Origin of the sequence: Methylopila sp. Yamaguchi (assembly GCF_002897035.1) — a bacterium.
Lineage (GTDB): Bacteria > Pseudomonadota > Alphaproteobacteria > Rhizobiales > Methylopilaceae > Methylopila.
Genome location: NZ_BAUX01000014.1, coordinates 107,222 through 131,676 on the forward strand (window position 1 = coordinate 107,222; position 24,455 = coordinate 131,676).

Consider the following 24,455-nt stretch of genomic DNA (forward strand, 5'->3'; position numbering starts at 1 on the left):
ACATGATCAAGCTCAACATCAACGGCGAGGCGCGGTCCGTCGACGTCGACGCCGACACCCCCCTGCTTTGGGTCCTCCGCGACGAGATCGGGTTGACCGGCACCAAGTTCGGCTGCGGCCAAGCGCTCTGCGGCGCCTGCACCGTGCACATGGATGGTCAGGCCGTCCGCTCCTGCCAGACCATGGCGGGGGACGTCGGCGACGCCAAGATCGTCACCATCGAGGGCCTCGTCGGGGCCGACGCCTCGAAGGAAGGCAAGGCCGTGCAGGCCGCTTGGCGCGCGCTGGACGTGGTCCAGTGCGGCTACTGTCAGTCCGGCCAGATGATGTCGGCTGCGGCGCTCCTCACCGAGAACAAGAAGCCGACCGACGACGACATCGACGCCGCCATGAGCGGCAACGTCTGCCGCTGCGCGACCTACCACCGCGTTCGCGCCGCGATCCACGACGCCGCCAAGCGGTTGGAGGCCTGACGTCATGACCGCTCACACCAAGATCCCCGCCGCCGCCAAGTCGGTCGACCTCAGCCGTCGCGGCTTCCTCGCGGTCGCCGGCGGCGCCGGCCTCGGCCTCATGGTCGGCCTCAAGGTCGATCCCGCCGCGGCCCAGGGCGCCGCGGGCGGCGTCGTCCAGTTCAACCCCTTCGTGAAGGTCGCGCCGGACGGCGCGATCACCGTCGTCGTCAAGCATCTCGACATGGGGCAGGGGCCGACCACGGGCCTCGCCACCCTCATCGCCGAGGAGATGGACGCCGACTGGAGCCAGATGCGCACCGAGTTCGCGCCGGCCGACGGCAACCTCTACGCCAACCTCGCCTTCAAGGCGCAGGGGACCGGCGGCTCCACCGCCATGGCGAACTCCTGGGAGCAGTACCGCACCGCGGGCGCGACCGCGCGCGCCGTGCTGGTGAAGGCCGCCGCCGACAAGTGGCAGGTCGCCCAGGGAGAGATCGTGGTCGACAAGGGCGTGCTCACCCATCCCTCCGGCAAGCGCGGCACCTACGGCGAGTTCGCCGAGGCCGCCTCCAAGATCCCGGCTCCGACCGGCATGGCGCAGGAGACGCCCTACAAGGACGTCGCCAAGTTCAAGCTGATCGGCAAAGAAGGCCTGCACCGGATCGACAACGACCCGAAGACCGACGGCACGGCGATCTACACCCAGGACGTCAAGCTGCCCGGCATGCTGGTGGCCGCCGTCGCGCATTCCCCGCGCTTCGGGGGAAAGGTGAAGAGCTTCGACGACGCCGAGGCCAAGAAGGTCAAGGGCGTCGAACGGGTCGTGCAGATCCCCTCGGGCGTCGCGGTGCTGGCGAAGTCCACTTGGGCGGCCTTTAAGGGCCGGGACGCGCTGAAGGTCGAATGGGACTTCTCGGCCGCCGAGAGCCGCGGCTCCGACGAGCTGCTGGCGATGGCCAAGGACGCGGTGTCGAAGCCTGGCGTCGCGACCGCGACCAACACCGGCGACGCGGAGGGCGCGCTGAAGGGCGCGGCCAAGGTGATCGAGGCGGACTACGCCTTCCCCTATCTGGCGCACGCCCCGATGGAGCCCTTGAACTGCGTCGTCGACCTCAAGAAGGACCGCGCGCATCTGATCTACGCCGCGCAGTTCCAGGCGATCGACCAGCCGACGGTGGCCGCTCTCACCGGCCTCAAGCCCGAGCAGGTGACGATCGAGACGGTGTGGGCCGGCGGCAGCTTCGGCCGCCGCGCGGTGCCGAGCGCGGACTACGTGACGGAGGCCGTCATGATCGCCAAGGCGATCGACGGCGCGGCTCCGGTCAAGCTCGTCTGGACCCGCGAGGACGACACCAAGGCCGGCTACTACCGGCCGTTCTACGCCCACAAGGTGCGCGCCGCGATCGGCGCGGACGGCATGCCGATCGCCTGGCATCACCGCGTCGCCGGGCAGTCGATCTTCTCCGGCACGGCGCTCGAGGCCATGGCGGTGAAGGACGGCGTCGACGAGACCTCGGTCGAGGGCGCGTCGAACCTCGCCTACGCCGTGCCGAACCTGAAGGTCGAGCTCACGACGCTGAAGGTCGGCGTGCCGGTGCTGTGGTGGCGGTCGGTCGGCCACACCCACACCGCGCACGTGGTCGAGACCATGATCGACGAGCTGGCCTACGCCGCCGGCAAGGATCCGGTCGAGTACCGGCTCGCGCTGCTCAAGGACAAGCCGCGCCACACCGCGGCTCTGAAGCTCGCGGCGGAGAAGTCGGGCTGGACGGCCGGCGCCAAGCTCGAAAAGGGCAAGGGCCGCGGCGTCTCGGTGCACGAGAGCTTCAACACCATGGTCGCCCAGGTGGTGGACGTCTCGATCCAGAAGGACGGCTCGATCAAGGTCGACCGGGTGGTGGCGGCCGTGGACTGCGGCGTGGTGATCAACCCCGACGTGGTGCGGGCGCAGATCGAGGGCGGCGTGGGCTTCGGCCTCGGCGCGGCGCTGCGCAACGCCATCACGCTGAAGGAGGGCGAGGTCGAGCAGGCCAACTTCGACACCTACGAGCCGCTGCGGATCGAGGACATGCCGAAGGTCGAGGTCCACATGGTGAAGTCCGAGCAGAAGCCGTCGGGCGTCGGCGAGCCCGGCGTGCCCCCGCTCGCCCCCGCGCTCGCCAACGCGATCTTCTCCGCCACCGGCGAGCGCGTCCGCGACCTGCCGCTAGGCGATCGCAAGTTCAAGAGCGCCTGAGCGCCTGACGCCGATCTCCGCGGGCCGGCCGTCCCTCCTGGCCGGCCCGCGGGCTTTTTTCCGACGCGGCGATTTAAGTCGCCGTCCTGCGCTTGCGCCGGTCCGACCCTTGTGGCAGGTTCCGCGCGCTTCAAGCCGGCCGCTTCGCCGGCCCTCGGCGCTGCGGTAGCTCAGTGGTAGAGCACTCCCTTGGTAAGGGAGAGGTCGAGAGTTCAATCCTCTCTCGCAGCACCAGATTTTCCCAAAGAGTGAGCAGTCACGCGGATCTGCCCCAGGGCGGCAGTCTTGCGTTTTAAGGTGCCAGGGCGCGGAACATCCGCGTCTAAGCGCTCGATCGCTGGCGCTTGTTCGTATCGGTCTTCTAGCCCGTCGATGGATCCGACCCTGCGGTCCCTTTGAAACTGCAAGCGCCATGTCGGCCGCCGCAGTGGATAGACGAACCTCGGGCATCACGCGCGTTGATTGGAGCCGGCCGGCCAATGGTCGACCACGCGCTGCGCCTTGCCTAAAGCACGGAATGGGCGCTCGCGCCCGAGCAACGAATGGAACGCAACCATCAGCCGGGCGCCGCTGGCGCCGGATAAAGACAAGCCGCGATCGTGAGGCGCGGCTGCGCCAGCCGCCCCAGCGTCAAAGCTCGGAGCGTTCGCGATCCAGGGTCTCGATGTCCGGGGAAGCGGCGTTGTCGTCTTTCGGCGTCGGCCCCGCTGCGATCTTGTGTCCGGTCTGCTCGGCCGCGATTCCCGCCGCCTCCCGCGAGGCATAGACTTCGCCGGACGGCACGTCGCCGAATCGGTAGGACCAACGGCCTCCTTCGACCTCGAAGAGTTCGTATTTCGGATCAGACATGGCGGTCTCCTTTTGAGGAGAACGGATGACGCGGCCTCATGTTCCTGGCTCACGTCCTTCGAACGAGCGCCCCGCGGCGCCGCGTCGTGAGAGCTGCTTCCTCCCTCGACCACGCAAGGCAGCCCTGAGGGAACCGTCGCGACGTGGCGCGCCTTCACCCGCGAGCCGTCAGACCAGAGGGAGCCGCCCGTGAGCCAGACCATCGCCGACCTGCTCGTCACAACGCTCGCCAACGCGGGCGTCAAGCGAATCTGGGGCGTGACGGGCGACAGCCTTAACGCCATGAACGACAGCCTGCGTGGGCTGAAGACCATCGAGTGGATGCACGTCCGCCACGAGGAGGTCGCGGCCTTCGCGGCCGGCGCGGAGGCGGCCGTCACCGGCGAACTCGCGGTCTGCGCCGGCAGCTGCGGCCCGGGCAACCTCCACCTGATCAATGGCCTCTACGACTGCCAGCGCAACCACGTGCCCGTGCTCGCGATCGCGGCGCACATCCCCTCAAGCGAGATCGGGCTGGAGTACTTCCAGGAGACGCGGCCGACCGAGCTGTTCCGCGAATGCAGCGTGTTCTGCGAGATGGTTCAGGACCCGCGTCAGATGCCGGAAATCCTGCATCGGGCGCTGCGCACGGCGATCGGCCGAAAAGGCGTCGCGGTGCTGGTGATCCCGGGCGACATCGCCCTGAAGCCGGCGCCGGACGGCGCGCGCGGGGACTGGCCGCCCCTATTGGAGCCCCGGTTGCTGCCGAACCCCGCGGACATCGACGCGCTGGCCGGGCTCCTCAACGGTTCGGCGAAGGTAACGCTGCTGTGCGGCGCGGGCTGCGCAGGCGCCCATGACGAGGTGGTCCGGCTCGCGGACGCCCTTGGCGCGCCGATCGTGCATGCGCTGCGGGGCAAGGAGCACGTCGAATGGGACAACCCGTTCGACGTCGGGATGACCGGCCTGATCGGCTTCTCGTCCGGCTTCCATGCCATGCTGGACTGCGACACGCTGCTGATGCTGGGCAGCGACTTCCCCTACCGCAATTTCTATCCGTCGAAGGCGAAGATCGTGCAGGTCGACCGCGACCCGGGCGCCCTCGGCCGGAGGGCGCAGCTCGCGCTCGGGATCGTGGGCGACGTGAAGGCCACGGTCGGCGAGCTGCTGCCGCGTCTGCGCAGCGGCCGCAGCCGCAAGTTTCTGGATCAGGCGCTCAAGCATTACGCCGAGGCGCGAAAGGGTCTGGACGACCTCGCCAAGCCCGCGGGCGGGGGCAAACCGCTGCATCCGCAGCATGTGGCGAAGGTCATCGACCGGCTCGCCGCGGACGACGCCGTCTTTACCGTGGACGTCGGCACGCCCACGGTCTGGGCGGCGCGCTATCTTACGATGAACGGCAGGCGGAGGATCGTCGGCTCGTTCCGCCATGGTTCGATGGCGAACGCCATGCCGCAGGCGCTCGGCGCGCAGGCTACGCGTTCCGGACGGCAAGTGATCTCGCTGTCGGGCGACGGCGGCTTCGCGATGCTGATGGGGGACGTGCTCTCGGCGCGGCAGCTCAAGCTGCCGATCAAGATCGTCGTGTTCAACAACGGCTCGCTTGGCTTCGTCGAGATGGAGATGAAGGCGGCGGGCTACCTCGGCACGAACGTCGCGCTGGAGAACCCGGACTTCGCCGCGCTGGCGGAGAGCGCCGGGCTGAAGGGATTCCGCGTGACGAGTTCCGAGGAGCTCGAAGACGCGCTGTCGGCGGCCTTCGCGCACGACGGGCCGGCGCTGGTCGACGTGGCCGTCGCGCGGCAGGAGCTGTCGATCCCGCCGAAGATCGAGCTGGAGCAGGCGAAGGGCTTCAGCCTCTATATGCTGAAGGCCATCATCAACGGCCGCGGCGACGAGGTCCTGGAACTCGCCTCCACCAACCTGTTCCGCTAGCCTGAAGTCCTCAGGCCGCGGAGGCCGCGCGCTTGCGCGTCTTCTTCACCACCGGCGCAGGCGCGGCGGCCTGTTCGGCGGCGTCCCGCTCCATCCGCGCCTGGCGCAAACGTTCGGTCTTGGCGTCCTGCTGAGCGCGATCGCGGTCGATGATCTCGCGCGCCGCGCGGGTGGTGGCGTCGCCCTTCATCTCGGCTTTAGACGCCTTGAACAGCGTCTCCTTGGTGACCTGCATTGGCCGCCTCCTCAAAACCTCTGAAAACAAAAAAGGCCGGGCGTGACGCCCGACCTTTCAACGCTTGGCCGCCCGGGCCGCGCCAGTACATCCGTGGTCGCGGACCGAAGCGACGGAGATCACGCGGCCTGAAGGTTCTCGGCCGCGCTCTTGCCCGAGCGGTTGTCGCGCACGACTTCGAAGCTGAGCTTCTGCCCCTCGACGATCGTGTGCAGACCAGCGCGCTCGACGGCCGAAATGTGAACGAACACATCCGTCGCGCCGTCGTCCGGCTGAATGAATCCGTAGCCCTTCTGGACGTTGAAAAACTTCACGGTGCCAGTCGCCATAACGATCTCCTTTTTCGTTGGCGTGAATCATCGCGTCTCGAAACGATCGAAACGCACGTACCATCGATTTTGAGAGGAAGATCGTGCAGGCGCAAAATGCGCAAAACAAAATTCAACGAACAAGATCGATAGCGAAAACATAGCCCTTCAGGCGGCCAAGCGCAAGGCGACGCGGATTTATTTGCCGGAAGGGCTGAAAACAGAGCGCCATGCGGGCAAGACGCGCGTTGTTCTGCGCCTCATCCCGCGTGCGACGCGACGTGCGACCGCCGCGGCGTCAGCGCGCCGCGACAGGCGCGACGAAGGCGGCCGCCGCGGGCTCCGGCGTCGAAGCGAACGCGGGCGGGGGATCGAACGCGGGGAAGGCCGGCGCCGCCGCGACCTCCGTGCGGGGAGCCGGCATCGTGCGGATCACACGGGTCTCGACGCGGACCGGCGCCTCGGCGCGGGCGACGGTCTCGATGCGGGCCGGGGTCTCCGCCGGCTCGTCCCGGGCGATCAACGCCGCGACCACGATCGGCTTCGCTTCGGCCGTCGGATCCGCCTTGGCGTAGGCGAGCGCGAGATTGCGCGACCGGGCGTTCTCGCGGGCCTGGGCGATGCTGTCGACGCTCCGCTTCTCGTAGAAGGCGTTGCCGCCGGCCACCAGCACGTAGCGCATGTTGGGGTAGGGGAACCTGAGGCCGGCAGTGTGGAAGAACATCGCGCCGCGGACGCCGGGATGGCGCTTGCCGGCGGCGATCTGCTCCGCCACGCGGCGGGCGCGTTCGGCGCCGCTGTCGTCCATGCTGCGGGTCATGACGCCGGGGGCGAACTGGCCCTTCTGACCCACGACGTCGCAATAGCTGGCGCCGTATTTTCCAGACTTCAGCCGGTTCTGGACCACCGTTCCGACGGCGAGCATGCCCTCGTCGCTGCCCCGGTGGGATTCGAAATACATGGCCCTCGCGAGGCAGTCCCGTTCGCCTGCGTCGAGGCTCACTTTCACGATCTGCGGCTTCGGGTGCTGCGCGCAGCCAACCGCGCCCATGGCGGCGGCGGCCACGACGCCAGCGCGGAATGCGCGCTTCGTCATGCCGGGTGGTCCCCCCTTGAATGCAGGCCCGCCAGAGGCGCCCCACGACCCTTGAAGACCGTTAAAGGACGCCGGGATGGTTATCAATCCGTTAACGGCCGGGTCATTGCGGAACGAGCTGGTGGTCCTCCCATTCCGAGCGCGGGATCTCCGGCCCGAGCCTGAAGCTCAGCCACAGCACGTCGAGGCCGTCGGGCGTGGCGCGGCAGACGTAGGACAGGCGGTACCAGGCGTTTCCGCTGCGCACCGCGGCGCCCGGCGCTCGCACCACGTCGTCCTTCAGCTCGCTGTCCTTGAACGCGTAGGCGACCAGCTCGTCGGGACGCATCGTGCGGTTGGCGCGGCTGATCTCGCCCATCGCGCGGGCGTTGCAGCGCTGCTCGATCCGCGTGTCGAGATCGAGCGCGAGCATCTGGTCGGCGACCGATTTCGCCGCTTGCGCGGCGCCGGGCAGGGCCAGCGCGCCGACTAGGACGGAGGCGAGGCGGAACGGACATGTCATGCGGCGACTCTCGGCGGCGGAAGGACACAAGCGCGCGGCCAGCGATCGAAGCTGTGCGGGGCGTCTAGCACACGGGCCGTTGACGGGACGATCCCCTATTCACGGGCGCCGGACTTGCGCTGCGGCCGCGTTCGGCCAATGAAAACCGGCGGCGGTCCTCTCCGCCGTCCACCTACCGAGATCCCGCGCGAAACATGAACGGCGTCCTGCTCCTGTCGCTTCAGGCCCTGGTGTACTTCGCGGTCATGGCCGCGCTGCTTCGGGCCCGGTTCGCCTACGGCGTCGGTCTGTTCGTCTGTGCGCTCGGCGTCATGCACTTCCTCGAGACCTATCTCGCGGCGGTGTTCTTCATCGAGCTGCCGTTCGGCCTGCTCTCGCCCGGCTCGACCGTGCTGTTCTCCGGCAAGCTGATGATGTTCCTGCTGCTCTACATCCGCGAGGACGCGGAGACGGCGCGGCAGCCGATTTACGGGCTGATGATCGGCAACCTGCTGCTGGTCGCGCTGGCCTTGATCCTGCGGCAGCACGAGACCCTGGCGCCGCTGCCCGGCTACCAGGCCGACCTGCGCTTCATCGACCAGATCGGCGTGCTCATGATCTGGGGCACCCTGCTGCTGTTCGTCGACATCATCGCGCTGATCCTGGTGTTCGAGCGGCTGATGCGGCTTTTCCGGCGCCAAGCCTTTCCCGCGCTTCTCGTCAGCTCGGCGCTGGTGCTCACCTTCGATCAGCTCGCGTTCTTCCCGGTGCTGCACTGGGTCACGGGCATACCCTTCAGCGCGCTCGGCGGCGGCTGGGCCGCGAAGATGGGAGCCGCCGCGCTCTACAGCGTCTTCATCGCGATTTACCTGCGCTACGTGGAGCCGACCGAGCGTCCGGCCTTCGCGCGCCGCCGGATCTGGGACGTGTTCGACGCCCTGACCTATCGCACGCGGTACGAGGACCTGCTCGCGCGCGCCGCGGTCGATCCGCTGACCGGCGCCGCCACCCGGAGCGCCTTCGAGGACCTGCGGCGCAAACGGCTGGAGCGCAGCCGCATCGACCCCTGGCCGGTGAGCCTCGCGATGGTGGACGTCGACCATTTCAAGCAGGCGAACGACCGGTTCGGCCATGAGGCCGGCGACGAGATCCTCGCCGCCGTGGGACGGGCGCTGATCGGCGCCGTGCGTGCGGGAGACCGCGTGTTCCGCTACGGCGGCGAGGAGTTCGTCGTCGTCGCCGAACGGCTCGACGCTGAGGACGCCGCGGCGCTAGGCGAGCGACTGCGCGCCGCGGTCGCCGACGCCTTCGTCGGCACGCCGGACCGCCGCGTCACGATCAGCGTGGGCGTCGCGACCTCGACGCCGGGCGTCGGGGACCTGATCGCGACGCTGCGGAAGGCGGACGCCCGGCTCTACGAAGCCAAGCGCGCGGGCCGCGACACCGTGGTCGCCGGAGCCTGAGCGGGCGCAACCGTTTCAGCCCTCGCCGCTTCAGCTCTTGCCGGCGGCAAGCGTGTAGTTCACCAGCGTGTCGTCGCTTGGCGCCCAGCTGTTCTTCAGCGGATTGAACTTGATGCCGCGCAGGTCCGTGGGCTCCAGCCCGGCCGCCCGGGCCGCCGCCGAGAGCTCGTCGGGCGTCACAAACTTCTCGTAGGAATGGGTGCCCCGCGGCAGCCAGCGCAGCACGTACTCGGCCGCGACGATCGCCAGGGCGTGGGCGAGAGGCGTGCGGTTCAGCGTCGAGAACAGGGCGAGGCCGCCGGGCCGGACAAGGCCCGCAAGCGTCGCGACGAAGGCGGGCACGTCGTTCACGTGCTCGACGACCTCGGACGCCACCACGATGTCGAAGCTCTCGCCGTCCGCGAGAAGCTCTTCGGCGGCCGCCGCCCGGTAGGCGATCGTGAGGCCCTGCTCCGCGGCGTGGGCGGCCGCCACGGGGATCAGTTCGGGCGCCGGGTCGACCCCGGTCACCTCGGCGCCGAGGCGCGCGAGCGGCTCCGCCAGCACGCCTGCGCCGCAGCCGACGTCGAGCAGCCGCAACCCTTCGAGTGGACGCACGGCGGAGGCGTCGCGGCCGAACCGCGCGCAGATCGCGTCCCGGAAGATCGCGACGCGGGCGGGATTGAACTTGTGCAGGGGCTTCATCGGCCCGTCGAGGTCCCACCAGCGCTGGGCCAGCGCGTCGAAGCGCGCCACCTCGTCGCGGTCGAGACTTGCGGCGTGGGGCGTCGTCATGGGGCGTCGTCTCCGGCGTTGTGTCGGCTCGGGGTCGCGGCTATCTATACGCGCCTTTTTCGTCGGCGGACCCAGCCGCCCGCCGCCTCCGACCGTTTTTCCGAGACTGATCAGTTCGATGGCCCGCATAGTGATGAAGTTCGGCGGCACGTCCGTCGCGACCGTCGAGCGCATCCGCAACGTCGGCGCTCACGTGAAGCGCGAGGTCGACGCCGGAAACGAGGTGGCGGTGGTCGTCTCGGCCATGGCGGGCGCGACCAACCAGCTTGTGGCCTGGACCCGGGAAGCCTCGGCGATCCACGACGCCCGCGAGTACGACGCGATCGTCGCGTCCGGCGAGCAGGTCACCTCGGGCCTGCTGGCCATCGTCCTGCAGGACATGGGCGTCCCGGCGCGCTCGTTTCAGGGCTGGCAGATCCCGCTTCGCACCGACGGGACCCATGGCTCCGCCCGCATCGAATCGATCGACGGCTCGGCGCTGATCTCGCGCATGACGGACGGCCAGGTGCCGGTGATCGCGGGCTTCCAGGGCATTGCGCCCGACAACCGGATCGCGACCCTCGGGCGCGGCGGGTCGGACACCAGCGCGGTCGCCGTGGCCGCCGCCGTGGGCGCGGACCGCTGCGACATCTACACCGACGTCGACGGCGTCTACACCACCGACCCCCGCATCGTGCCCAAGGCGCAGCGCATGGAGCGCATCGCCTTCGAGGAGATGTTGGAAATGGCCTCGCTCGGGGCCAAGGTTCTTCAGGTGCGCTCGGTCGAGATGGCCATGGTGCACAAGGTCCGGGTGTTCGTGCGCTCGAGCTTCGACGCGCCGGACGCGCCGCAGGTCGGCCCGAACGGCCTGCCCCCCGGAACGCTTATCTGCGACGAGGACGAGATCGTGGAACAACAGGTCGTCACCGGCATCGCCTACTCCAAGGACGAGGCCCAGATCACGCTCCGCCGCGTGGAGGACAAGCCGGGCGTCGCCGCGGGCGTGTTCGGTCCGCTCGCCGAGGCCGCGATCAACGTGGACATGATCGTCCAGAACATCTCCGAGGACGGACGCACCACCGACATCACCTTCACCCTGCCGACGGGGGACCAGGAGCGGACGCTTCAGATCCTCGAGTCCAAGAAGGCCGAGATCGGGTTCAGCGAGCTCAACACCAACGCCGATGTTTGCAAGGTGTCGGTCATCGGCATCGGCATGCGCAGCCACGCCGGCGTGGCGGCCCAGGCGTTCGAGGCGCTCGCGAAGCGCGGCGTCAACATCCGCGCGATAACGACCTCGGAGATCAAGATCTCCGTGCTGATCGACGCGGCCTACGCCGAGCTTGCCGTTCGAACGCTCCATTCGGTATACGGGCTCGACAAGGCCTGACGCGCCGGCGCCGTCGGGCCTCCAGCAACCACATGACTCAAGCTGCGCGGGGGCGTTGAAGGGCGCAAAGCCCCCCACCCGGAGAGCGGAAGATGCGAGGCGCGTATGGCGGCCCGCGCGTGCTTTTGCGCCGGCTGCGGGAGGTCATGGCGGAGCCGGTCACGGCGCAGGAGCGTCTTGACCGGATCGTGGTGCTGATCGCCGCCAACATGGTGGCCGAGGTCTGCTCGGTCTACGTGCTGCGGTCCGACAACGATCTCGAGCTGTTCGCCACCGAGGGCCTGAACCGGGACGCGGTCCACCGCACCACCATGCGCAAGGGCGAGGGCCTCGTCGGCCTCGTCGCGGACGAGGCCGAGTCGGTCAACCTGTCCGACGCCCAGGCCCATCCCTCGTTCTCCTACAAGCCGGAAACGGGCGAGGAGATCTACCACTCTTTCATGGGCGTCCCGATCCTGCGCTCGGGCAACACGCTCGGCGTGCTCGTCGTCCAGAACAAGGCCCACCGCACCTACTCCGACGAGGAGGTGGAGGCGCTCCAGACCACCGCGATGGTCATCGCCGAGATGGTGGCGAGCGGCGAGCTGTCCGGCCCGGGCGGGGCCGAGACGGTCGGCCGCAGGCCCGCGCATTCGGCGGGCGTGTCGCTGTCCGACGGCATCGGCCTCGGCCATGTGGTTCTGCACGAGCCGAAGATCGTGGTGAAGAACTTCATCGCGGAGGACGTGAACAAGGAGCTGAAGCGCCTCGACGAGGGCCTCGTGCGGCTGCGCGCGTCGATCGACGTGCTTTTGGACGACGGCGACGTCGCCCGCGCCGGCGAGCACCGCGACGTGCTCGAGACCTTCCGCATGTTCGCGCATGACCGCGGCTGGGGAAAGCGGCTGCACGAGGCGGTGATGACCGGCCTCACCGCCGAGGCCGCGGTCGAGCGGGTTCAGTCCGACACCCGCGCGCGCATGCAGCGCCAGACCGATCCCTACTTGCGCGAACGCCTGCACGACCTCGACGATCTGGCGCACCGCCTGCTGCGCGAGCTGGCGTCGCCAAACCACGCCTCCCAACCGCGTGAGGAACTGCCCGAGAACGCCATCGTCGTCGCTCGCTCCATGGGCCCGGCGGCGCTGCTCGAATATGACCGGACCCGTCTCCGCGGCCTCGTACTGGAGGAGGGCTCCGGCTCGAGCCATGTGGCGATCGTCGCCCGCGCGCTCGGGATCGCGGCCGTTGGCCAGCTCGAGAACGCGACTGGGATCGCCGAGGCCGGCGACCCGATCATCGTCGACGGCTTTTCCGGCGAGGTTCACGTTCGCCCGACGCCCGACGTCGAGCGCGCCTACGCCGACAAGGTCCGCTTCCGCGCCCGCAAGCAGGAGCAGTACCGCGCGCTGCGCGACCGTCCGTTCCGCACCCGGGACGGCGTCGAGGTGGCGCTGATGCTGAACGCGGGCCTGCTCGTCGACCTGCCGCACATCCCCGAGACCAACGCCGCGGGCGTCGGCCTTTTCCGCACCGAGCTGCAGTTCATGGTCGCGCCCTCGCTGCCGAAGACGGCAGCCCAGGAGGCGCTCTACCGCGCGGTTCTGGACGCGGCCGGCGACAAGCCCGTCACCTTCCGCACGCTCGACGTCGGCGGCGACAAGGTGCTCCCCTACATGCGGCTGGAGCCCGAGGAGAACCCGGCGCTCGGTTGGCGCGCGATCCGGCTCGGCCTCGACCGGCCGGCGCTGCTGCGCACCCAGATCCGCGCGCTGCTGCGTGCGGCCGGCGGGCGCGATCTGAGGATCATGTTCCCGATGGTGTCCTGCGTCTCGGAGTTCGACGAGGCCAAGGCGATCGTCGAGCGGGAGCAGGTTCGCCTCGCGGCGCACGGCTTCGAGGCGCCCGCGAAGGTGCGCCTCGGCGTCATGGTCGAAGTGCCCTCGCTGCTGTTCCAGCTGGAGGAGATTGTCCGCCGAGTCGATTTCCTCTCGGTCGGCTCCAACGACCTGATGCAGTTCCTGTTCGCGGTCGATCGCGGCAACGCCAAGGTCTCCGCCCGCTTCGATCCGCTCGACGTCGCGTTTCTCAGAGCGCTGGCGCGCGTGACCGCGGTGGCGGGCGCCGCCGGCAAGCCGGTGACCCTCTGCGGCGAAATCGCGGCGCGGCCGCTGGAAGCCATGGCGCTGGTCGCCATCGGCTACCGCTCGATGTCGGTCTCGCCGGCCGCGATCGGCCCGGTGAAGTCCATGCTGCTGGACCTCGACGCGGGCGACGTCGCGAATTTCGTGCGCCCGCGCCTCGAGCGCTTCGACGGCGGGCACTCGCTGCGGGCGGAGCTCGGCGACTATGCGCGGTCCAGGGGGCTTCAGATCGAGCCGTGAGCGTCGAACTTCCCCAAGACAAGCTGGAGGCTCTCGTCGAGCGCTTTGCGGCGGTCGATCACGCGCTCGGGCAGACGACCGAAGGCGCCGAGCTGGCGCGGCTCGGCCGCGAGCGCGCCGAGCTCGAACCCGTGGTCGAGGCCATCCGCGCCCTGCGCGCGACCGAGGACGAGATCCAGGACCTCGAACACATCGTCGCGGACGGCGGGACCGACGCGGAGATGCGGGACCTCGCCCGGGCCGAACTCGACGAGGCCCGCGGGCGCCGGGAGGAGGCGGCCGAAGCGCTGCAGATCGAACTGCTGCCGAAGGACGAGGCGGACGCGCGCGGCGTCATCCTCGAGGTCCGCGCCGGCACGGGCGGCGACGAGGCGGCGTTGTTCGCCGGCGACCTGTTCCGCATGTACCAGCGCTACGCCGACGGCTGCGGCTGGAAGGTCGAGGTGCTGTCGACCAGCGAAGGCGCCATGGGCGGCTATAAGGAGATCGTCGCCGAGATCGCCGGACGGGGCGTGTTCGGCCGCATGAAGTACGAATCCGGCGTCCACCGCGTGCAGCGCGTGCCGGCGACCGAGGGCTCCGGCCGCATCCACACCTCCGCCGCCACCGTCGCGGTGCTTCCGGAGGCGGAGGAGGTCGACGTCGCGCTCGACGACTCGGAGCTCCGGTTCGACGTGTTCCGCGCGCAGGGCGCGGGCGGGCAGCACGTCAACAAGACCGAGTCCGCGGTGCGCGTGACGCATCTGCCGACCGGCATCGCGGTCGCCGTGCAGGACGAGCGCTCGCAGCACCGCAACCGCGCGCGCGCCATCGCGCTGCTACGCGCCAAGCTCTACGACATCGAGCGCGAGCGGGTGGACGGCGCCCGCGCCGACGCCCGCCGGCTGCAGGTCGGCTCCGGCGACCGGTCCGAACGCATCCGCACCTACAATTTCCCGCAGGGCCGCGTCACCGACCACCGCATCAACCTCACGCTCTACAAGCTCGACGCCGTGATGGAGGGAACCGCCCTCGGCGAGCTGATCGACGCCCTCTCGGCGGAGCAGCGCGCCCGGCTCCTGGCCTCTGAGGACGCGGCGGCGTGACCTTAGGCGAGGCCGCGCGCGCCGCTGCGTCGCGGTTCGCTCTAGCCGGGATCGACACGCCCGAGGCCGACGCCCGCGCACTCGTCCGCGAGGCTTTCGGCCTCGACGCCGCCCGACTGATCGCGCGCGCCGGCGATGCGGCGGACGTCCACGCTCTGGCGCGGCTGGAGCACCTTGTTCTGCGGCGTCTCGGCGGCGAGCCCGTCGACCGCATCCTGGGCCGCCGCGAGTTCTGGGGGCTCGACTTCATGCTCGCGCCTGAGACGCTCGCCCCGCGCGCTGACACCGAGACCGTGGTGCAGGCGGCGCTTGACGCCGTCGGCGGAGGCGATCGCCCGCTCGCGGTTCTCGACCTTGGCGTCGGCTCCGGCTGCATCCTGCTAGCCTTGCTGTCCGAGCTTCCGAGCGCCACAGGGCTGGGCGTCGACCGCTCGTTCGGGGCGGCGCGCGCGGCGCGCGCCAACGCCGAACGCCTTGGCCTGGGACCCCGCGCGCACTTCGTCGTCGGCGACTGGGCGGCGGCGCTCGGGAGACGGTTCGACCTCGTGGTCTCGAACCCGCCCTATATCGCGAGCGCCGACGTGGCCGGGCTCGACCGAGAGGTGCGGGAGCACGATCCCGTCCGCGCGCTCGACGGCGGCGCCGACGGCCTCGACGCTTACCGCGCCATCGTCGCGGACCTGCCTGCGCGTCTCAACCCGGGCGGAGCCGCCGTGCTCGAACTCGGCGCCGGCCAGGAGCCCGACGTCGCCCGCCTCGCGCGGCAGGCCGGCCTGCGGGTCGACGGCGCCGCTTGGGCCGATCTCGGCGGGGTGCCGAGGGCGCTGGTCGTCCGGGCGGCCACGTAAACGGTAAAAACCCCCTTGGAAAGCGAAGGTCGAGCCGCTATCTTCGCTATCGGAATCGTCTGACGCCCGCCCGGTTCGCGAGAATTGTGGCTGAGAGCGACGGACGGATAATTTCGAAACCGCGTGCGCACGGATCTGCCGGCGACCGGACTCGAAAGATCGACGCACCGCTTCGATCGCGCCTGATCGCCGCGCAGGGCTTTGGCTTTGCAGCGGACGCCGGGTCGCTTTGCGCGCCAGCTTAGGCCGGCGGCGCGGCGTGGCCGGGACGACGCCCGCTTCGGCGGGAAAGTCAGCGCGCGCCCGGATCCGGTCTCGGTCCCCGGCCCTGACGGGCCCTCAATCCAGAACGAGTGCTGATTTGAACGCCATGAGGCAAGGACAAGCGAAGCGCCTCCGCGGGCGCAACCGCGGCGGTGGCGGCGGTGGTGGGGGCGGCGGCGGCGGAGGCGGCAAGGGCCCGAACCCGCTGACCCGCAGCTACGAGTCGAACGGTCCCGATGTGAAGATCCGCGGCACCGCGGGCACCATCGCGGACAAGTACGTCCAGCTGTCGCGCGACGCGACGTCCTCGGGCGATCCGGTCGCGGCCGAGAACTACATGCAGCACGCCGAGCACTATTACCGGCTGCTCGCGGCGGCGCAGGCGCAGTATCAGCCTCACCAGACCTTCGTGCGCGCCGACGCCGACGATTTCGTCGATCCGGACGAGAGCGACGACGGCCTGGAGGGCGGCGAGCCGAACGGCTACGGCCCGTCCAACGGCCAGAGCAACAGCCAGCCGGCCTACGGCGCGGAGCGCCAGGGCGGCGGACAACGCCATCAGAACGGTCGTCCTCAGGGCGGCGGCCAGAACTATGGCGGCGGTCAGAATCCTTACGCCGGCGGCGGCCAGGGCGGGCAGAACTCTCAGAACGGCGGTCCGAACGCCGGCGGCCAGAATGCCGGCGGCCAGGGCGGCTTCGGCGACCAGCCGCGTCGGTTCGACCGCAACGACCGGCGCGACCGCAAAGACCAGCCGCGCGGGCCGCGCCCCGAGGCGACGGACGACGAGCCGGCGGCCAACGGGCTTCCGGCCTTCATCACCGGCGGCGCGGCGCAGCCGGCTCCCGCTCCGGCGCCCGTCGTCGCGGCTCCGGCGCCCGCTTCCACGGCTCCCGCCTTCGCCGGCGAACCGGAGGAGCCGAAGACGGCCGACGTCGCGGAAGCTCCGCTCGCCGCGGCGCCCGCCGACGAGGCGGTCTCGACTGACGAGCAGGCTGAAGGCCGGGCGCCGGCCCGGGGTCGTCGCCGTCGCTATGGGCGTTACGGCCGCGGCGCGGCCGGCGAGGAGGGCGCGCCGGCGATGGCCGGCGACGCCTCCCCGCCGTCGGACGTCGCCACCGACTAAGGGTCTCGGACTGACGCATGAAAAAGGCCGGAGCGGCGACGCTTCGGCCTTTTTTGTCGCAGGTGCATAGGTCGATCTTGGCGACCATACCGTGCGCTCCATTTCGGCGATCACGCGGCGTTGATGGGGGATCGACGAGGCGGTTTTTCCTCCGGAAGACGTCGCCATGAACACGGTCGCCGCGCTCACCACGCTCAACTTCCTCCTGGCCGACGTTCGGGACGGGCTCGGTCCCTATCTCGCGATCTTCCTTCAGGGCCAGGGCTGGTCTGCGATCGACATCGGATACGTCCTGACCATCGGCGGTCTCGCCGGCATGATCGCGACGACGCCGATGGGCGCCTTCGTCGACGCCACCCGGCGCAAGCGCGTGGTCACGCTGGTCGCCGCGATCGCGGTGACCGCCGCCTGCCTCGCGATTCTGTATTTTCCAAGCTTTCCCGTCGTCGCGATCAGCCAGGCGCTCACCGGGGTGGTCGGCGCCGTGATCCCTCCCGCCATCGCCGCGATGACGCTCGGGATCGTCGGGCCGAAGGAGTTTTCGCACCAGATCGGCCGAAACGAAGCGGCCAACCACAGCGGCAACGTCGTCGCGGCGGTCGCCTGCGCGGGTTTTTCCTACCTCGTCGGCATCCAGGCGGTGTTCTTCGTGATGATCGCGATGGCGGTCGGTTCGATCGCCGCGACGCTCGCCATCAGGGAGAGCGCGATCGACCACGACGTCGCCCGAGGCCTCGACAAGGGCGCCGGGGATAACGGCGCGTCCGGGTTCTCGGTCCTGCTGAAGACGCCGGCGCTGCTGATCTTCGGCCTTATCCTCATGCTCTTCCACTTCGGCAACGCGCCGATGCTGCCCTTGGTCGGGCAGCGCATCGAAGCGCTCGGACTCGGCAACGCCGTGTTCTGGACCAGCGTCGCCATCATCGTCGCCCAGGCGGTGATGGTGCCGATGGCGCTGTTCGCCGCGCGGATCGCCGAACGCTACGGCTACGCGCCTCTGCTGCTCGCCGCGCTCGTCGCTTTGCCGGTCCGCGGGATCGTGGCCGCCTCTGTGACCGACGCCTGGATCGCGATCCCCGTGCAGATGCTCGACGGCGTCGGCGCCGGCATCCTGAGCGTCGTGACGCCCGCGCTCGTCGCACGCATCCTGCGCGGCACCGGCCGATTCAACGTCGGCCTCGGCGCGGTGATGACCGTGCAGGGGATCGGCGCGAGCCTCAGCACCACCGCCGCGGGCTATCTCGTGCAGGACGGGCGGGCGTGGCTGTCGGCGCTCGGCGTCGAGACCGGCTTTACCGGCTACGGCGTCGCCTTCCTCGGCCACGGAGCCGTGGCGCTGGTCGCGCTAGCGGTCTTCCTCGCCACCATGCGGCTGATGCCGCTCGAGCCCGAGTCGGGGCACGTCCGCGGGGGCGCCGCAAGCGGCCCCGGCGCGCCCACGCCCGCGACGGCGTAAGGGCCCGGCGGTGATCTACGCCGTCGCGAGCGTGATCGGCGCGCCCACCTCGAGCCGGCCTGATGTCGTCACCTCCACATAGACCCCGCAGTCGGCGTGGCCGAGGCTCTTCATCAGCGTCGCGGGGATCTTGAGGTCGCGCTCGGCGGTCGTCGGGTTCACATTGGTCGCGGCGCAGCGCACCGTACGTTTGACCACCGTCATGCGGACCTCTCCGGAGACGAGCTCGCGGCCGGTCCAGTCCAGCTCCTCCCAGGCGTCGAAGCCCTGGATTTCCAGGTTGCCCCGGAAGCGCAGCGGATCGACGTCCGCGCTCACCATCGCGCCGACCGCGGCCACGCTCGCGTGGTTGATCAGCGAGAGAAAGCCCCTGGCGGTGTCGGAGAACGTGTGGCCGCCCGGCGCGGGAAGCACCGTCAGCGGACCGTTCAGCTCGCCGTCCATGAATTCGGTGAACCAGGCGGCCGTCGCGGCGCGGCCATCCCCGGACGAAAGGTCGGCCGTGAGCGCCGTGTCTTCGCCGCGTCGCACGGTGAGGGTCGACGAGGCGAGATCAAAGGCCGTCGTCAGGCCTGCGAGGCGTGCGTTCTTCATGAGGCAGAGGAAGCGCTGTTTCGGAATGAACGCCGGCGCCGCCGGGTCGAAGCCGGACGGGCCGTTCTCGATCGCGAAGCTCCGGTCGCCCGCGATCGGCCGGCCGGGCAGCACGTCGATCGCCTCGAGGTTCTCGGGCGACAGACCCTTCACGGGGTAGCGCCGCAGCGCCGCGATCCGGCCGACGGTCTGGGGCATTCGGGACAATCCTGATGCTTATCAAGGAAAAGCGCGCGGAGACCGCTACCATCCCCTTTTGTGGCCAAATGGCAACACCCATATCGGCCTTGGACGCAGCCGCGTGAGCGGGGCGCCCGTCCGCCGATCAGGCGGAAACGATCGAGGCGTCGGCGGAGACCGGAAAAGGTGTCCCGCCGCGGAGGCTTGGCGACAGGCAGCGGAGCGATCCGGCGCGCTCATCAGAGGAGGGATTGATGAATCCAGAAATCTACACCGAGCGGGTGCGCGGTTTCCTTCAGGCCGCGCAGGCCGCGGCTACCAGCGCGGGCCACCAGCAGCTTCTGCCGGAGCATGTCCTGAAGGTGCTGCTCGACGATCCGGAAGGCCTCGCCTCCGGCCTGATCGATCGCGCCGGCGGCCGATCGGCTGACGCGCGCGCCGCCGTCGAGGCAGCTTTGCGCAAGGTTCCGAAGGTCGGCGGCTCCGGAGCCGGCAACCTCTATCTCGCTCCAGCGACCGCGCGGATTTTCACCACCGCCGAAGAGATGGCGAAGAAGGCTGGCGACCAGTTCGTCACGGCCGAGCGGCTGCTCACGGCCTTCGCTGTCGAGAAGGACACCGAGGCCGGCAAGGCGCTCGCCGCCGCGGGCGTGACCGCGCAGGCGCTGAACGCGGCGATCGAGGAGCTGCGCAAGGGCCGTACCGCCGATTCGGCGACGGCGGAGAACGCCTACGACGCGCTCAAGAAGTACGCCCGCGATCTCACCCAGGCGGCGCGTGACGGAAAGCTCGACCCGGTCATCGGCCGCGACGAGGAGATCCGCCGCACCATCCAGGTGCTCTCCCGGCGCACGAAGAACAACCCCGTGCTGATCGGCGAGCCCGGCGTCGGCAAGACCGCGATCGTCGAGGGCCTCGCGCTCCGCATCGTCAACGGCGACGTGCCGGAATCGCTCAAGGACAAGAAGCTGCTGTCGCTCGACCTCGGTTCGCTGATCGCCGGCGCGAAGTACCGCGGCGAGTTCGAGGAGCGGCTGAAGGCCGTGCTGTCCGAGGTGCAGTCGGCCGCGGGCGGCGTCGTGCTGTTCATCGACGAGATGCACACGCTCATCGGCGCCGGCAAGGCGGACGGCGCGATGGACGCGTCGAACCTGCTGAAGCCCGCGCTAGCCCGTGGCGAGCTGCACTGCGTTGGCGCGACCACGCTCGACGAGTACCGCAAGCACGTCGAGAAGGACGCAGCTCTCGCCCGCCGGTTCCAGCCCGTGTTCGTCTCCCAGCCGACGGTCGAAGACACGATCTCGATCCTGCGCGGCATCAAGGAGAAGTACGAGCTGCACCACGGCGTGCGGATCGCGGATTCGGCGCTCGTCGCCGCGGCCACGCTCTCGGATCGCTACATTACCGACCGCTTCCTTCCCGACAAGGCGATCGATCTTGTCGACGAGGCCTCGGCGCGGCTCAGGATGCAGGTCGATTCGAAGCCCGAGGCGCTCGACGAGCTCGACCGCCGCATCATCCAGCTGAAGATCGAGCGCGAGGCGCTGAAGAAGGAGACCGACGAGGCCTCCCGGGACCGGCTCATCAGGCTCGAAGCCGAGCTCGCCGACCTGCAGGAGGAGGCCGACGCGCTGACCGCGCGCTGGCGGAACGAGAAGGACAAGCTCGGCCGCGCCCAGATGCTCAAGGAGAATCTGGACAAGGCGCGGACGGAGCTGGAGCAGGCGCAGCGGCAGGGCGATCTCGCCCGCGCCGGCGAGCTCGCCTATGGCGTCATCCCGAAACTCGAGCGAGAGCTGAAGGAGACCGAGGAGGCGGGCGCGGTCGCCGGCGACCTGGTCAAGGAGGTCGTGACGCCCGATGCGATCGCCCAGATCGTCTCGCGCTGGACCGGCGTGCCGGTCGACAAGATGCTCGAGGGCGAGCGCGCCAAGCTGCTGCGGATGGAGGACGAACTCGCCAAGCGCGTCGTCGGCCAGGCCGAGGCGGTGCAGGCGGTCTCGACTGCGGTTCGGCGCGCCCGCGCGGGCCTGCAGGACCCGAACCGGCCGATCGGCTCGTTCATGTTCCTCGGGCCCACGGGCGTCGGCAAGACCGAGCTGTCCAAGGCGCTGGCGTCGTTCCTGTTCGACGACGACAACGCGATGGTGCGCATCGACATGTCGGAATACATGGAGAAGCACGCCGTCAGCCGTCTGATCGGCGCGCCTCCCGGCTACGTCGGCTACGAGGAGGGCGGGGCGCTGACCGAGGCGGTGCGGCGCAGGCCCTACCAGGTGGTGCTGTTCGACGAGGTCGAGAAGGCGCATCCCGACGTGTTCAACGTCCTGCTTCAGGTGCTCGACGACGGCCGCCTGACCGATGGCCAGGGACGCACGGTCGATTTCCGCAACACGCTGTTGATCATGACCTCGAACCTTGGGTCCGAGTATCTGGTCAGCCAGCCCGAGGGCGAGGACACGGAAGCGGTCCGGGACGAGGTCATGGCGGTGGTGCGCGCGCACTTCCGGCCGGAGTTCCTGAACCGCATCGACGACATCGTGCTGTTCCACCGACTGAAGCGCGAGCAGATGGGCGCGATCGTCGACATCCAGCTGGTCCGGCTGCGCAAGCTGCTGGACGACCGGAAGATTACGCTCGACCTCGACCAGGCCGCGCGCGACTGGCTCGCGAACAAGGGATATGACCCCGCCTACGGGGCGCGGCCGCTGAAGCGGGTGATCCAGAAGTATCTGCAGGACCCGCTGGCCGAGCTCATCCTCGCCGGCGAGGTGCGCGACGGCGAACGCGTCACGGTGTCGGCGAGCGGCTCCGGCCTCATCGTCGGGCCCCGCGTGGTCGCCGCCGCGGCCTGATCATGCAAGAGCGCGGCTGGGAGAGATCCCCGGCCGCGCTCCCTGATTCCACCGGGGACGATCGGGAACGAACCCGCGCGGGGCTTCAGCCGCCTTCGAGGGCGCCGCCGGGCTTGCCGGCGGCGGCGGAGTTGCGGCCCATCATGCCGTCGACGCGCTCGCGTTCCCGTTCGAAGGCCGCGAGCAGCCGGCCGTCCAGTTCGCGGCCGCGCGGCAGCTTCACCTTCATCGGATTGACGAAGCGGCCGTTGACCAGCACCTCGTAATGCAGGTGCGCTCCCGTCGAGAGCCCGGACGATCCGACGTAGCCGATCACCTGGCCCTGCCGCACCGTGGCCCCCGGAGTCACTCCGCGGGCGATGCCGGACATGTGGTTGTAGGTGGTCTCGTAGCCGTTGGTGTGCACCAGCTTGACTTGGCGGCCGTAGCCGTTGGTCCAGCCCGCCTTCTCCACCGTGCCGTTGCCGGAGGCTACGATCGGCGTGCCGACCGGGGCGGACCAGTCCACACCCGTGTGCATCTTGGAGTAGCCGAGGACCGGGTGGCGGCGGAAGCCGAAGCCGGAGCGCATGACGCCGCCGTTCATCGGCTTGCGCATCAGGAACTTGCGGGCGGACTTGCCGCCCTCGTCGTAATAGTCGGCGAGGCCGTCGTCCTCGGTCTCGAACCGGTAGAACCGGCGCTGCTCGCCTGCCAGGCTGAGCGCCATGAAGGTGACCTCCGGCGCGCCCGCCTGCTCCTCGTCGGCGTCGTAGAACACCTCGAACGAGTCGCTCGGGCCGACCGGCCGGTTGAAGTCCACGTCGTAGGAAACGATGCGGACCATCTCGTCCACGATCTCCTTCGGCACCTCATTCTTGAGCGCCGCCTCGTAGAGACCGTTATAGAGCCGCATCCGGCCGGGGGTGCCGGGGCGCTCGACCTCGTCCGCGATCTCCTCCGCGGTGGGCTCGTCGGCGAGGTCGGACGCGTCGGCGACCGCGACGTAGTCGCCCTGGTCCGACAGCGCGACCGAGCCCAGATGCTCGCCGCTCGCGTCGAACAGGCTGACCCGCACGGGCTGAAGCCGGTTGAGGCCGGGGGCGGCGGACCGGCCCATCAGCACCTTGAGCTTCTGCCCGGTCTTCACCGATGCGACGCCGTAGCCGTCGCGGCCCGCGAATCGCTGCGCGATGGCGCGGGCGTCGTCGAGCGCGGCGCCGCCGTCGCGCACCAGCGCGGTCTCCAGCGAGCCGTCATCCGTGACCGGGACGGCTCGTTCGCCGGGGCCGGTCGCGACGTCGGCGTCGAGCGCCGGCGCGGATTTCGCGACCAGCGTCACATTGGCGGCGAGCGGACGGGGATCGAACGGGCTCGCGACCGCTGACACCGCCTCGGGGGCGTAGGCCAGTCGGCTCTGGGCGCCGGGCGTCAGCTCGAGCTGGGGCGCGAAGCGCGAGGCGAGCTCCAGCGCCGCGGCTTCGCGCACGCGGGCGCGGACCTCGATCGGCGGGACGGTCGGTCCCTCGTCGACCGCGATCGAGGTCGAGGCGAGGTCCTTCACCGTGAAGGACAGATCGCCCTCGGAATCGGCCGGCTGCGTCGCCCGGTCCTGGGGCGCTTCGGCCAGCACCTTGAGCGGGTCGAAGGTCGGAACCTTGGACGCGAACTCCGTCGGCTGCTGGGCGAGGCTGGCCGAGACCTTCACGAACTGGCGCATCTTCACGACCTCGCGGTCGCCGTGCCGGGTCGTGGTGCTGATCTTCATCACTTGGCGGGCCGCGACCGTCTCGGGTTCGGCCGTCAGTCGGTCGCCCTTGCGCGCCCCGGCGGACACGCGGTCCTCGTCGACGCGCGGCGCCTCCATAAGAAGACGCGGCGCGTCCCCGATGCGGGCCTCTCCCTTGAGCGTGGAGTAGATCGCGCCGCTCAGAAGCGCGGCTCCGGCCATGCCCGTCAGGATGGTGCCGCTCAGCCAGCGCAGGCTGACCGCGCGCGGGTCCGGCGGGCCCTCCTGCCGTCCGTCGACGCGCAGGGGCGGCTCGTTCCCGAGGTCGATCGCGAAGGCGCCTGACATATGGCTGCGCGAAGCGCGTCCGGGGGACAAGGCGGGCGGAACCCTCTTCATGACGGCGAGGCGACGAACGTGCAGGCGAACCTAGCCCGCGCGACGCCCTCTCGCCACGTCTATCAAGCGCGGCGCGCGAGGCGAAGCAGGGCGCGGGCAATATGGCGCCAGTGCGGCCCGCGGCCCAACCCTTATGCGTCAGAGGGTTGGCGCATCGCACGCCGCGTCGGCGCAAGTGGTCTTGTTGAAGCCGGATAGGCGGAAACCGACTCAAGATTCGGCCGCCGATCGTCCGGAGCCGACCGAAATCGCCCTCGAAACGCGCTGGGGCGCAAATCTTTTGCACAGGCGGCGCCTGTTCCTAAGGCCTCAGTCTTGAGGGCGAAGCGCCGGGTCGGTCCACATCCCGAACCGGGACGGGGTCATCCGGACGTCACTTTTCGCGAAACCGGTC

19 protein-coding genes and 1 tRNA gene are annotated in these 24,455 nt (G+C 69.8%); 12 read left to right on the forward strand and 8 right to left on the reverse strand.

The features are described 5' to 3' along the window. The first annotated feature begins 2 nt into the window (after positions 1-2). The 3 genes from METY_RS16020 to METY_RS16030 all read left to right on the forward strand — a co-directional run bounded on the left by METY_RS16020 (position 3) and on the right by METY_RS16030 (position 2,925). Positions 3-473 (forward strand): (2Fe-2S)-binding protein, encoded by a 471-nt coding sequence (locus METY_RS16020; RefSeq protein ID WP_103122414.1) that lies wholly within the window; start codon positions 3-5, stop codon positions 471-473. 4 nt (positions 474-477) lie between these two features. Beyond that, on the forward strand, positions 478-2,691 hold the full coding sequence (locus METY_RS16025) for a xanthine dehydrogenase family protein molybdopterin-binding subunit (RefSeq protein WP_103122389.1): 2,214 nt from the start codon (positions 478-480) through the stop codon (positions 2,689-2,691). Between the two features lie 159 nt (positions 2,692-2,850). Continuing rightward, positions 2,851-2,925, forward strand: a tRNA-Thr gene (locus tag METY_RS16030). Positions 2,926-3,321: 396 nt separating this feature from the next. On the opposite strand, the gene METY_RS16035 is transcribed toward METY_RS16030, so the two are convergent. Then, a complete protein-coding gene (locus tag METY_RS16035; RefSeq protein ID WP_103122390.1) occupies positions 3,322-3,540 on the reverse strand; it encodes a hypothetical protein in 219 nt (72 codons plus the stop codon). Between the two features lie 189 nt (positions 3,541-3,729). Between METY_RS16035 and poxB the strand changes: the two genes are divergently transcribed. Then, entirely contained in the window at positions 3,730-5,454 is a 1,725-nt protein-coding gene (gene poxB / locus METY_RS16040; protein ID WP_103122391.1) for a ubiquinone-dependent pyruvate dehydrogenase, read from the forward strand. A gap of 10 nt (positions 5,455-5,464) precedes the next feature. Here poxB and METY_RS16045 read toward each other — a convergent pair whose 3' ends face one another. The 4 genes from METY_RS16045 to METY_RS16060 all read right to left on the reverse strand — a co-directional run bounded on the left by METY_RS16045 (position 5,465) and on the right by METY_RS16060 (position 7,595). After that, the gene (locus METY_RS16045; protein ID WP_103122392.1) at positions 5,465-5,689 is read right to left on the reverse strand and encodes a hypothetical protein; all 225 of its coding nucleotides are present in this window, start codon (positions 5,687-5,689) and stop codon (positions 5,465-5,467) included. Positions 5,690-5,808: 119 nt separating this feature from the next. Continuing rightward, positions 5,809-6,018, reverse strand: a complete 210-nt coding sequence (locus METY_RS16050; RefSeq protein WP_020187088.1) for a cold-shock protein — start codon at positions 6,016-6,018, stop codon at positions 5,809-5,811. A 277-nt stretch (positions 6,019-6,295) separates the two neighbouring features. Further along, positions 6,296-7,093, reverse strand: coding sequence for a cell wall hydrolase (locus tag METY_RS21255; RefSeq protein ID WP_200819707.1), 798 nt, complete (start codon positions 7,091-7,093; stop codon positions 6,296-6,298). Between the two features lie 103 nt (positions 7,094-7,196). After that, the gene (locus tag METY_RS16060) at positions 7,197-7,595 is read right to left on the reverse strand and encodes a DUF930 domain-containing protein (RefSeq protein ID WP_103122393.1); all 399 of its coding nucleotides are present in this window, start codon (positions 7,593-7,595) and stop codon (positions 7,197-7,199) included. Between the two features lie 194 nt (positions 7,596-7,789). On the opposite strand from METY_RS16060, the gene METY_RS16065 reads away from it, so the two are divergent. Next, on the forward strand, positions 7,790-9,037 hold the full coding sequence (locus METY_RS16065; RefSeq protein ID WP_103122394.1) for a GGDEF domain-containing protein: 1,248 nt from the start codon (positions 7,790-7,792) through the stop codon (positions 9,035-9,037). 30 nt (positions 9,038-9,067) lie between these two features. On the opposite strand, the gene ubiG is transcribed toward METY_RS16065, so the two are convergent. Beyond that, on the reverse strand, positions 9,068-9,811 hold the full coding sequence (ubiG, locus tag METY_RS16070) for a bifunctional 2-polyprenyl-6-hydroxyphenol methylase/3-demethylubiquinol 3-O-methyltransferase UbiG (protein ID WP_103122395.1): 744 nt from the start codon (positions 9,809-9,811) through the stop codon (positions 9,068-9,070). Between the two features lie 118 nt (positions 9,812-9,929). Here ubiG and METY_RS16075 point away from each other — a divergent pair, with 118 nt between their 5' ends. From METY_RS16075 to METY_RS16100, 6 genes are all read left to right on the forward strand, one after another. Continuing rightward, positions 9,930-11,183 carry an aspartate kinase gene (locus tag METY_RS16075; protein ID WP_103122396.1) on the forward strand — a complete coding sequence of 418 codons (1,254 nt, stop codon included), beginning with the start codon at positions 9,930-9,932 and terminating at the stop codon, positions 11,181-11,183. A 92-nt stretch (positions 11,184-11,275) separates the two neighbouring features. After that, positions 11,276-13,546 carry a phosphoenolpyruvate--protein phosphotransferase gene (ptsP, locus tag METY_RS16080; protein WP_103122397.1) on the forward strand — a complete coding sequence of 757 codons (2,271 nt, stop codon included), beginning with the start codon at positions 11,276-11,278 and terminating at the stop codon, positions 13,544-13,546. Then, a complete protein-coding gene (gene prfA, locus METY_RS16085) occupies positions 13,543-14,631 on the forward strand; it encodes a peptide chain release factor 1 (RefSeq protein ID WP_103122398.1) in 1,089 nt (362 codons plus the stop codon). The genes ptsP and prfA overlap by 4 nt, the downstream gene beginning before the upstream one ends. Next, positions 14,628-15,479, forward strand: a complete 852-nt coding sequence (prmC, locus tag METY_RS16090; protein WP_103122399.1) for a peptide chain release factor N(5)-glutamine methyltransferase — start codon at positions 14,628-14,630, stop codon at positions 15,477-15,479. Before prfA ends, prmC begins: the two co-directional genes overlap by 4 nt. A 370-nt stretch (positions 15,480-15,849) precedes the next feature. Next, the gene (locus METY_RS21260; protein WP_200819708.1) at positions 15,850-16,869 is read left to right on the forward strand and encodes a DUF4167 domain-containing protein; all 1,020 of its coding nucleotides are present in this window, start codon (positions 15,850-15,852) and stop codon (positions 16,867-16,869) included. A gap of 166 nt (positions 16,870-17,035) precedes the next feature. Further along, the gene (locus METY_RS16100) at positions 17,036-18,325 is read left to right on the forward strand and encodes an MFS transporter (protein ID WP_103122400.1); all 1,290 of its coding nucleotides are present in this window, start codon (positions 17,036-17,038) and stop codon (positions 18,323-18,325) included. Between the two features lie 15 nt (positions 18,326-18,340). Here the strand turns inward: METY_RS16100 and METY_RS16105 are convergent, their stop codons facing one another. Beyond that, complete coding sequence (locus METY_RS16105) at positions 18,341-19,117, reverse strand: MOSC domain-containing protein (RefSeq protein WP_103122401.1); 777 nt, start codon at positions 19,115-19,117, stop codon at positions 18,341-18,343. A 236-nt stretch (positions 19,118-19,353) separates the two neighbouring features. Here METY_RS16105 and clpB point away from each other — a divergent pair, with 236 nt between their 5' ends. After that, positions 19,354-21,954 carry an ATP-dependent chaperone ClpB gene (gene clpB, locus METY_RS16110; RefSeq protein WP_103122402.1) on the forward strand — a complete coding sequence of 867 codons (2,601 nt, stop codon included), beginning with the start codon at positions 19,354-19,356 and terminating at the stop codon, positions 21,952-21,954. Positions 21,955-22,039: 85 nt separating this feature from the next. On the opposite strand, the gene METY_RS16115 is transcribed toward clpB, so the two are convergent. Beyond that, a complete protein-coding gene (locus tag METY_RS16115; protein ID WP_103122403.1) occupies positions 22,040-24,010 on the reverse strand; it encodes a M23 family metallopeptidase in 1,971 nt (656 codons plus the stop codon). Positions 24,011-24,455: the final 445 nt, after the last annotated feature.